This is a genomic window from Streptomyces sp. DS1-CR2 (assembly GCF_055760475.1).
On record NZ_CM147085.1, the window covers coordinates 2,962,018 to 2,970,895 of the forward strand.

The window sequence follows — 8,878 nt, forward strand, 5'->3', positions numbered from 1 at the left end:
GACGTCTGTGGGGTTGTTGGTCAGGCGGCGGTATCGGCCGGCTGCGCGGCGGAGAGGGTGCCCCAGGACTCGAGCTGGTCGTCGTAGGCCACGTACTCGTTGGGCTCGACGCGGAAGTCGACTCCGGCGCGCTTGGCTTCGTTCAGCGCCGTGGCCAGCCGCAGGCGGAACTGGGCGTTGTGGCTGGCCCGCTGCTCCTCGGCCCGCTTCTTCAGGTGGGCGTTGTACTCGTCCTGCCACGACTTCGGGTTGTGGCCGATGGCATCGGCCTCGTCCCACGCCCACTCGCCGAGCTCGCCGGACTCCAACTGCTCGTCGAGGTCGCGGACCGTCGTCTCGGCCAGGTCCGGGTCGGCCTTCTTCAGCGCCTGAAGGAGTCGGTACGCGGACCAGGCGTAGCTGCCGGAGTGGACCCAGGCGATGAAGGCTGCGCGTCCCTTGTCGGTGTCCGTGTCGGCGTCGAACATCTCGGACGTCGACTGAAGGGTGCGGCGGAGCATGGCTTCTGCCATCTCGGCGACAGCGCCCGGCTCCGGCGGAACTGCGATTGCGGCAGGCTCGCCGCCTTGGCCGAGAGTGCCGGACCAGTCGCTGTGCACCTTGGCCCGGTTCTTGCCATCGCCCGTGTAGCGGCAGGGCATCTGGAGGCCGATGAAGTCATCGCCGACGAGCAGGAGCGGCTTCTCGGGTTCGGTCTGCCACGTGCGGAGGTGGGTGTCCGCCTTCTCCCAGCGGGCGAGCATCTTGGTGTCGACGCTGACCATGTCACCTGAGGTGGCCGCGTCCTTCAGGGCGTCGCGGAACAGACCCTGCCACTTGGGGAACATGTGGTCCTTGGCGGGGACGACGAGGTTGCCGCGGTCGTCGGTGATCGTCAGGCCGTCGTCCCCGGCTGTGAGGTTGAGGATGGTGTCGCCCTCGTGGGTCTCCAGCCAGGCGGTGAACCAGCCGAGGTCACTCGCGCTGACGGTGAGGGACCAGGTGTCGGTTTCCTCGCGGACCTTGGCGCGGGCCACCGCGAAGGTGAAGCGGTCGGTGGCGAGGGCGTGGATGTGGATGCCGTCGCACTCGAAGCGGATGCCGTTGATGGCGGGCAGGGTGTCGTCGGCGCTGACGTGGGGGCGGGTCTGCTTGATGAGCCGCTGGAGCTTGTGAGCGTTGATCGTGGTCATGGGCTTCCTCCGTGGGATGCTGGGTCCATCCCCGGGCGTTACAGGCGTCCGGGGCTTTTCGTTGGGCGCCGGGCCGGACGGTCGGGTCACGGCTGGCCCGGCGAGTCAGGTGACCGTGATGGCGGGGATGTGCGCGGGGTCGGTGGCGACGAACGGCGCCTGGCCGAGAGGCAGGACCGGTATCGGCTGCGTCTTCGCGATGACGTGCTCGGCCTTGACGCCGACGTCGACCTTGCGCTTCAGGTCGTCGATCTGCTGGTCGCGGAGTCGGACGGTGCCCTCAAGCTGGGCGATCGTCCGGTCCCGGGTGGCGACGTCTTCGAGGGCGCCGGAGTAGTCGATGCCGGCCTGGTCGAGCAGCCGCTCAAGCGTGGTGTTCGCGGCGCCGAGCTGGTCGAGTGCGGCGGTCAGGCGGGTCGCCCGGTCGTCGGCGGCGTCGAGCGCTATCCGAAGCTCGAGCGGGGTCTTGCCGCGGTGCCGGCCGAGGCTCCGGGCGCGGGTGATCACGCTCACGACTCCTCCCACACGGTGACTGCGGCGCGGACGGCGTCGGCCTCGTGCCAGTACGGGGCGTGGCCCTCGGGCACCGGGTCGCCGGCGAGGAGCGCCTGGACCGTGGCGGCGACCGCGTCGGGGTGGGCGTACCGGCCAAGCGTGGGAAGGAACTCGGGCTCGGTGTTGCCGCCCTCGGCACGGGGCCGGGCGTGCTGCCACTGCTCGGCGGGGTGGTCCCAGAGCAGGAGCAGGCCGCCGGTGTCGTCATCCGTGTCGTCGTCCCAGTTGATGACGGCGTTGAGCATCGTGGTGCAGCCCGCGTCCTCGCCGGTGGCGTAGGGGTCGGTCTCGGCGTCGGAGGTCCAGTAGCTGTCGGGTTCCACGCCCCCCTCCGTGAGGGCGTCGACGACGGCGAGGATGTACGGGTCGTGCGGCAGGGCGGTGATCACGAGTCCCCTCCTTGGGGCGGGCAGGTGCAGTCGGTGGTGTCGGTGTGGCCGTCGGCGCAGCGGCAGTCGGGCCGGCCGGGGCAGTCGTCGCAGCCGGTGATGGGGCCGCGCTGGGTGAGGAGCTTGTGGACGCGGCGCCTGAGGCCGTCCCGCTCGCCGAGCAGGAGGTCGTGAGCCGCGCGCAGGCCAGCGAGCTCGTTCTCGAGGGCCGCCGTCTGGTCGCTGGCGGCCATCACGCACCGCCCAGGACTCGTGCGGCCCACTCGTCGTCGGACTCGATGAACTTGGAGTCCGCGGTGTCGCGGAAGTCGCGGCTCGCCTGGCCCCAGGTGGTGAGCCTGTTGGTGTCGTTGTGCCAGGTCTGCGGCCGGTCCCAGTCGGCGCCCGGGTAGGCGCCCTGCATGAGGGCGGCCAGGGTGCGGGAGCCGCCGGCCGGGATCTGCAGGTGCTGCTTGCTGTCGGCGGACCGGGCGGTGACGACGTACACGCGCTCGGCCGAGCCGTGCATGTCCGTCCACACCGGGGTGAGGAGGACGGTCGCCGCCTGGGGCACTATCTGGTGAACCTGGTAAGCGAGCCGCATGACCCGCCGCCTGCGGGTGGCGGCTGACGCCTTGCGCGGGCGGACCGGGAGGAACTCGGAGACAGTCGCCATCACGCAGCCACCGCCGTGAGAAGGGCCAGGTTGCGGCTGTAGCCGACGAGTTCAGCCTTGGCGTCGGCGATCTCCGTGAAGGCAGTGAGGACCGTCGTCGTGTCGCCGCTCTGCAGGTTGTGCCGCACCGACCTCGGGTCGATACCGAGCGCCTCGCGCCACGCCTCAAACGCGCTGAGGTCGTTGTGGATGGACAGGCGCAGGAAGTCCGGGGAGTGCTGCGAGATGTGCACGTCCAGGGCGGGGAGTTCCGCATGGTCGGCGGCCAGGAGGTGCAGCAGCGCGAGCGGGCGCGACAGGTCAGCGAACGTAGTCACGAGGCCCTCCCGGGCTGGTCGTTGAGGGCGGGGAAGACGGAGTCGGGGTCGGCGTCGTGGAGGAGATGCCGGTACTCGGCGAGCTCGCCCTCGGCGGCCGGCTGCGGGTGGCCGAGGAGCCACTGCAAGCGGGCGACGGAAAGGTCGACCTTCCACTTCGTGACGGCCTCGACCGTGGCGAGCGGCACGTCCAGGGCGTCGATCCGGCGGGGAGTCGTCGTCATGACGTCGCCCCCTGCTCGTAGTCGGCGGGCCATGCGACGGGCAGGCCGAGCTGCTGGGCGAGCTGGCGTCGCGACTCGGCGTGGCCCTGCCAGCGGTTGTAGTCGTGGCGGTTGTTCGGGGAGCAGTTGTTGATCGCGGTGATGTACTCGGCGCGCTTCGCAACGAACTCGGCGACGGTCGACAACTGCGCACGGGCTTCGTCGCGTTCGGCGCGGACCGCGGCCAGCTCGGTGAGGAGCGCGGGCACGTCGGTCCGGGCGTGGGTGATGAACTCGCCGTCGGCGGTGTGCCAGTAGCTGGCGAGGTGGTCGCCGTCCGCGCTGTGGATGTCGTTGTAGTCCTCGGACTGCCTCCACGACCCATCGGTGGCGGCTTCGGCGCGGGCGGCGATCTCGGCTTCGCGCTGCGGCGACAGGCGGGCCTTCATGACAGCCCCCCGAGGGTGACGATCAGCTTCGGGTTGTACGCGGCGAGGATCTTGTTCGCGGCTGCGGCGTCGGCCTGCGCCAGCTGGCGGGCCTCCTCGTAGCGCGGGCCGAGGGAGAGGCCGAACCGGTACAGGGAGGCCGTGGCCTGCTTCTCCGCCAGGAGGACGCGCGGCGGGAACTGCCGGCCGATCCGCTCCAGCACGGCGTCGGGCTTCGGAACGTTCGGGAACGTCATCGCGATCACGACGCACCGCCCTTGGTGCCGTTGATGAGGCGGGCGATGGCCAGCGCGTGGTCGCCACTGATGTCGACGGCGAGAGCTACGTCGCCGTCCTCGGCGACCCGGGTCGCGATGACGTCGGCCTCCAGGTCCAGCCAGTTGGCGAGGGCGGCGCCGACGGCGGGCTGCACGAGGGCGATGTACTCGGCGTTCCACGGCTGGCGGATGCCGCCATAGCCGGAACGGATCTTCCCGGACGCCACGACCTCGGACTCGACTGAGCCGGCCGGGTGGGCGTGGGAGTAGACGGCGCTCGTCGCGGTGCCGCGCGGCGACCAGACCGAGCTCGTCACCCAAGGGCCGTCGGTCGCGTGCTTCACGTGCTTGCGGAGCTTCGCGACAGCGTCGCGGATCTCCATGACCGGGTCGGTCTGCTGCTCGGGCTCTGAGGCGGATGAAAGAATGTGGTTCACGGGGTTCGCTTCTCTCTCTCGCAGGTGCATGCGGTGGAGGGGTGGATCTCGTAGGCCCTGGCTGCCGGTAGCCCCCGGCGGTTGGGGCCGTTTGCCGTCTAAGCGGCGGCGCGGGTGCGGCTGGCGAGGCGGGGCTCGGCGGGCCGGCTCTCGTGCAGGCGGGTCGGGCGGGTGGCCTTCTGGCGCCGCTCGTCGAGGTGAGCGTCGATCTCGGCGATGTTGTAGGCGAGCCGGCGCGGCCACGGGATGCCCTGGGGGCCCTTGCCCTGCTTCCGGTAGTTGTAGAGCGTCTGCACGGTGAGGCTCAGACGCTGAGCGGCTTCTTCGATCCAGACGTGTCCGGCGGGGGGCGGTACCTCGTTCTTGCTGGGCCTGGGCACTGGCTATTCCTTCCTATGGGGGTGGGGTTCCGGTGTCGCAGCGTCCCCGTTTGGGGACGGAGGGGGTATGAAGAGGACGAGCACGCCGACGCCGAGGGCCCCCGCGACGCGGTGGGCTTCGTTGACGCCGAGGTCGGGCTGATGACCCTTGACCAGGCGCCCTATCTGCGTGCGGGAGATTCCGGTCGCCTCAGCGAGGCCGCGAACCGTGTAGGACTGGCCCCGACCTGGGTGTTCCATGGTCTTTTTGAAGTAGTCCAGGTCTCGCAGTTCATAGCGCACAGCCAATGGATCTCCCGTGTTGCGAAGTGCCTTTCACTGGCTTTGAGTTAACTACTCCTGGGACGATCCGTCAACATTTTTGGGACGACTGGTTTGCGAGTATCGATAAAGCGCTTGGCTGGGTAGCATTGATCTCTAGACGATCCGTCCCAAATCCAGGATGGTTGTAGGGATTGACCTGCTAGTTTTCCTGCGCGACCCCACCGCGAGAGAGACAGTCGGTAAAAAAGTGACGCGAGAGGACGAGGACATGACGGCCCCGGCCACGCCCCCTGACCACGGAGCGGCCGCCCCTACCTCACTGGGGGCCCTGTCCCAGCTCGTCCAGGACGCCAACGACAGCGGCATCTCCTACCAGCAGATGGCCGAGCGCACTGGCAACACACTGCCGAAGCAGTATTTCCAGAAGCTCGTCAAGGCGCCGCCGGCCAAGGCGCCCACCCCCGCGCAGATAGAGGCCATCGCGGGCGCCATCGAAAAGTCCCCTGTCCGAGTCAAGGCTGCCGCCGCGTCGCAGTACCTGGAGTACGAGGCAACTGAACTCGCGGGCTACGACGAGGAGGTGCGCATCATCGTCGGGCACCTCGCCGGCAAGTCGAAGAAAGACTTGCTCCGTTGGCGGATGATGATCGAGGCCGACGAGCGCGCCCGGCGCGAGAGCGAGTAGCGCGGGCCAGCCCCCGCACGCAAGCGGTTGGCCACAAAAGGCCACAAGTAGACATTCCTGCAACTGATTGTGATGGTCAATCACTAGTCGTACTCTTTCACACCCGTGCACTTCTGACTGTCCCTGTCACAGGTGCACCGATCTGTGGGAGGGCACATGCTGCGCGTCGTGTACGAAGCCGCCGACGATCTGAAGCCCGGCCAGCTGGTCACGATCGGCGAGGACCGCGGGATCATCACGGTCCGGATCAGACGGACCGCTGACGCCTTCGACTACACCAGGGCCCTGACCGAGGAGCTGGACAAGTTCCTCGCGGGCGCCGAGTGGTATCAGCTGTGGAAGTCCACGATCGTCTCTCCGCAGAGCACCGACTGCCCCGTCCGCGTCGTGTACGTACTCGACCTTGACGGCGAGCTCGACGTCGACGAGTTCGTGGAGATCAAGGAGCACCAGGGCCTCGTCAAGATCATGGTCGACCCGGAAGCCACCGTGGACGCGTTCGTCGCCGTGCTCAATCCCGCCATCGAGCGGTTCCTCAGCGGGGGACAATGGTTCCAGCACTGGCAGGGCGAGATAGTGACATGACCTCACCCGAGACGGTCAACGTCGAGGTCTGACTCTCAGGGGCGCACGTGGCGGGCTACATCGAAGATCGCTGGTTCACGAAGAAGCCTGATCCTGCGACGGGCAAGAAGCGCAGGACCGACCGGTACAAGCAGGGCAAGCGGTGGCGGGTGGCCGGCATCCCGGGAGTGCGTGACCGCAGCTTCACCAATCTCAAGGGGCCGGGTAGCGCCGAGGCCTGGCTGGCGGAGGCTCAGACCGATACCGGGCGGGGCGACTTCTACGATCCGCGCGACGGCGCTATCACCCTCGACGAGTACGTGCGAAAGCACTGGTGGCCGAACCTTCGCAAGCCTCCAACCACGAAGGAGTCGATGAAGTCGAAGGTCTTCAACCACATCCTTCCTCACGTCGGCCACCTGGCGCTGAGCCGCATCGGCCACGACGAGGTCAAGGCGTGGGCGACGCTGGCCGAGAAGAACATCGACGTCGGCACCCTGTCCGTGGCGTGGCAGCACTTCTCATCCATCATGCAGGCTGCCCACAAGGCCAAGCGGATCCCCGTCAACCCGTTCCGGGACGAGGACTTGAAGGCGCCCACGGTCCCGAAGTCGAAGGCGAAGGCCTGGCCGCAGGAGACCGTCGTCGCAGTGCGGGCGGCGGTCGATGCCCGGTACCGGATCCTCGTCGACCTCGGCGTCGCGGCCGGCCTGCGGCAGGGCGAGGCGCTCGGGTTCTCGCCGGACGACATCGACGGTGAGGAGATCGCCGTGGTCCGTCAGGTCGTCCGCATCCATGGCCGCCTCGGCTTCGCTCCGCCAAAGGGGAACAAGGAGCGCATCGCTCCGTGCCCGCCGGAGTTGGCGCAAGCCGTCAAGGAGCACGCGAACTTGTTTCCCACGGTCGAGGTGACGCTGCCGTGGGTGGATCCTGACCGGCCGAACCTGGCGTGGGAGGACCGGCCGAAGGTGACGGTGCGCCTGCTGGTGACGACGCCGCGAACAACGGGCATCAGCGGTGGCGCGGTCAACCGGGTCACGTTCGACGACAAGCAGTGGAAGCCGGCGCTCGTGCGGGCCGGCGTCCTCGCCAAACCCAAGGTCGAGTACATCCAGGCCAACGGTAAGAAGCCGTGGGCGCGCAAGGCGTGGAACATGCCGCGGGAGGACGGGTTCCACGTCACGCGGCACACGTTCGCGTCGATCGTGCTGGAGGCCGGGGAGACGATCACGCAGCTGGCTGCCTGGCTGGGTCATTCGGATCCGGCGTTCACGCTGCGCACCTATGTGCACTTCATGCCGAAGTCTGGGAGCATGGGCCTTCAGGCGCTCGGTTCGTGGCTTGCCCCCGGCGCCGGCTTGGCCCCCGCTGGTGAGGCGGTTGTGGCCGCAGAGGACTCCCCTGATTCTGATTCTCCCCAGATTCTCCCCAGCGCCGATCTGGATCAAGAAATCTAGGGTGTTTCCGCAGGTCAAGGACCTGAACGGCAGACGAGTCGGGCTGTACGCCGGGTTCTGTCGCCCGGTCGCCTCGCGGCGGCCGGGGAGACGGCCATCCATCTAGGGCCGGCGTTGCCGCCGGCCTCGTGCGGTCTACCCGCGGACTCGGGCGGGCAGCCCTCGAACGTCCGCGCAGAAACACCGGGGTGTTTCCTTTTGACCTTGCTCCAGGTGGGGTTTACCTAGCCGCCTGAGTCACCTCAGGCGCTGGTGGTCTCTTACACCACCGTTTCACCCTTACCGCAGATCGAAATCTGCGGCGGTCTGTTTTCTGTGGCACTGTCCCGCGGGTCACCCCGGGTGGCCGTTAGCCACCACCTTGCCCTGTGGAGCCCGGACGTTCCTCGGGAAAACCCTGGTGAAAGGGTCCTCACGCGGCCGTCCGCCCGGCTCGTCTGCCGTGCCGACCATGGTACCCGCCGCGGCTCAGAGGAATTCCGCCGTGTCCAGGTCGAAGCCGAAGGGTTCCGGCAGCGGGAGCGGCTTGCCGAAGGGGGCCGTACGGCTCTGCAGATAGTCGCGGCCCTCTGGCTCGCTGAAGAGCGTCACCGCCGAGGCGTCCCGGTCGACGAGGAGGTAGAGGGGGATGCCTCCGTGCGCGTAGCAGCGCCGCTTCGTCTCGCGGTCCGCCTTCGGGTGGGTGGAGGTTACCTCGAGGACCATGGCCACGCCGTCACAGGGCATCCAGGAGGCGGCGCCGCGGAACAGCCGTGCCCGCGTGGGCGCGAGGGTGCCGTCTGGGATGACGTGGTTGCGCGGACTGCCGGGGACGTCCTTCAGGGTCAGCCCCTTGTTCCCGGAGAAGTCCATGTCGGTCTTCGAACGCCTGATCAACTGCTTCATGATCAGGCTGATGTAGTCCTCGTGGTCCCCGTCCGGCGGCGGCGTCACGACGATGTCCCCCTCGATCAGTTCCGCCCGGAAACCCTCCGGAGTATCCAAGGCGAGAAAGCCCTCCAGCAGGACCTCTGCCTGGGTGAGCGGCTCGTGTGCCATCGCAGTCATGTCGCGCCCCTCCTTCGGTCGCTCGCCAGATGGGGCCATCGCGTGAT

15 protein-coding genes and 1 other RNA gene are annotated in these 8,878 nt (G+C 68.3%); 3 read left to right on the forward strand and 13 right to left on the reverse strand.

Annotated features, from left to right (window positions below; genetic code table 11):
* Positions 1 to 20: 20 nt before the first annotated feature.
* The 11 genes from ACY0PA_RS14690 to ACY0PA_RS14740 all read right to left on the reverse strand — a co-directional run bounded on the left by ACY0PA_RS14690 (position 21) and on the right by ACY0PA_RS14740 (position 4,814).
* The gene (locus tag ACY0PA_RS14690) at positions 21 to 1,172 is read right to left on the reverse strand and encodes a DNA polymerase III subunit beta family protein (RefSeq protein ID WP_473085052.1); all 1,152 of its coding nucleotides are present in this window, start codon (positions 1,170 to 1,172) and stop codon (positions 21 to 23) included.
* Positions 1,173 to 1,277: 105 nt separating this feature from the next.
* Complete coding sequence (locus ACY0PA_RS14695) at positions 1,278 to 1,685, reverse strand: hypothetical protein (protein WP_473085053.1); 408 nt, start codon at positions 1,683 to 1,685, stop codon at positions 1,278 to 1,280.
* Entirely contained in the window at positions 1,682 to 2,116 is a 435-nt protein-coding gene (locus ACY0PA_RS14700; RefSeq protein WP_473085054.1) for a hypothetical protein, read from the reverse strand. The genes ACY0PA_RS14695 and ACY0PA_RS14700 overlap by 4 nt, the downstream gene beginning before the upstream one ends.
* The gene (locus tag ACY0PA_RS14705) at positions 2,113 to 2,349 is read right to left on the reverse strand and encodes a hypothetical protein (protein ID WP_473085055.1); all 237 of its coding nucleotides are present in this window, start codon (positions 2,347 to 2,349) and stop codon (positions 2,113 to 2,115) included. Before ACY0PA_RS14705 ends, ACY0PA_RS14700 begins: the two co-directional genes overlap by 4 nt.
* On the reverse strand, positions 2,349 to 2,771 hold the full coding sequence (locus tag ACY0PA_RS14710; RefSeq protein WP_473085056.1) for a hypothetical protein: 423 nt from the start codon (positions 2,769 to 2,771) through the stop codon (positions 2,349 to 2,351). Before ACY0PA_RS14710 ends, ACY0PA_RS14705 begins: the two co-directional genes overlap by 1 nt.
* Positions 2,771 to 3,088: a hypothetical protein gene (locus ACY0PA_RS14715; RefSeq protein WP_473085057.1), complete on the reverse strand. Its 318-nt coding sequence runs from the start codon at positions 3,086 to 3,088 to the stop codon at positions 2,771 to 2,773. Before ACY0PA_RS14715 ends, ACY0PA_RS14710 begins: the two co-directional genes overlap by 1 nt.
* Positions 3,085 to 3,312, reverse strand: coding sequence for a hypothetical protein (locus tag ACY0PA_RS14720; protein ID WP_473085058.1), 228 nt, complete (start codon positions 3,310 to 3,312; stop codon positions 3,085 to 3,087). Before ACY0PA_RS14720 ends, ACY0PA_RS14715 begins: the two co-directional genes overlap by 4 nt.
* Positions 3,309 to 3,740: a hypothetical protein gene (locus tag ACY0PA_RS14725; protein ID WP_473085059.1), complete on the reverse strand. Its 432-nt coding sequence runs from the start codon at positions 3,738 to 3,740 to the stop codon at positions 3,309 to 3,311. The genes ACY0PA_RS14720 and ACY0PA_RS14725 overlap by 4 nt, the downstream gene beginning before the upstream one ends.
* Positions 3,737 to 3,985: a hypothetical protein gene (locus ACY0PA_RS14730; protein WP_473085060.1), complete on the reverse strand. Its 249-nt coding sequence runs from the start codon at positions 3,983 to 3,985 to the stop codon at positions 3,737 to 3,739. The genes ACY0PA_RS14725 and ACY0PA_RS14730 overlap by 4 nt, the downstream gene beginning before the upstream one ends.
* On the reverse strand, positions 3,982 to 4,434 hold the full coding sequence (locus ACY0PA_RS14735) for a hypothetical protein (protein WP_473085061.1): 453 nt from the start codon (positions 4,432 to 4,434) through the stop codon (positions 3,982 to 3,984). The genes ACY0PA_RS14730 and ACY0PA_RS14735 overlap by 4 nt, the downstream gene beginning before the upstream one ends.
* Before the next feature lie 98 nt (positions 4,435 to 4,532).
* Positions 4,533 to 4,814, reverse strand: coding sequence for a hypothetical protein (locus ACY0PA_RS14740; RefSeq protein ID WP_473085062.1), 282 nt, complete (start codon positions 4,812 to 4,814; stop codon positions 4,533 to 4,535).
* A gap of 532 nt (positions 4,815 to 5,346) precedes the next feature.
* Here ACY0PA_RS14740 and ACY0PA_RS14745 point away from each other — a divergent pair.
* From ACY0PA_RS14745 to ACY0PA_RS14755, 3 genes are all read left to right on the forward strand, one after another.
* Positions 5,347 to 5,763: a hypothetical protein gene (locus ACY0PA_RS14745; RefSeq protein WP_473085063.1), complete on the forward strand. Its 417-nt coding sequence runs from the start codon at positions 5,347 to 5,349 to the stop codon at positions 5,761 to 5,763.
* A 156-nt stretch (positions 5,764 to 5,919) separates the two neighbouring features.
* Positions 5,920 to 6,348: a hypothetical protein gene (locus tag ACY0PA_RS14750; protein ID WP_473085064.1), complete on the forward strand. Its 429-nt coding sequence runs from the start codon at positions 5,920 to 5,922 to the stop codon at positions 6,346 to 6,348.
* A 47-nt stretch (positions 6,349 to 6,395) separates the two neighbouring features.
* The gene (locus ACY0PA_RS14755) at positions 6,396 to 7,784 is read left to right on the forward strand and encodes a tyrosine-type recombinase/integrase (RefSeq protein ID WP_473085065.1); all 1,389 of its coding nucleotides are present in this window, start codon (positions 6,396 to 6,398) and stop codon (positions 7,782 to 7,784) included.
* A 30-nt stretch (positions 7,785 to 7,814) separates the two neighbouring features.
* Here the strand turns inward: ACY0PA_RS14755 and rnpB are convergent.
* Together rnpB and ACY0PA_RS14765 are read right to left on the reverse strand one after the other, a co-directional pair.
* An RNA gene (gene rnpB, locus ACY0PA_RS14760) (RNase P RNA component class A) lies at positions 7,815 to 8,220 on the reverse strand.
* Positions 8,221 to 8,252: 32 nt separating this feature from the next.
* Positions 8,253 to 8,831: a Uma2 family endonuclease gene (locus tag ACY0PA_RS14765; protein WP_473085066.1), complete on the reverse strand. Its 579-nt coding sequence runs from the start codon at positions 8,829 to 8,831 to the stop codon at positions 8,253 to 8,255.
* Between the last annotated feature and the right edge of the window lie 47 nt (positions 8,832 to 8,878).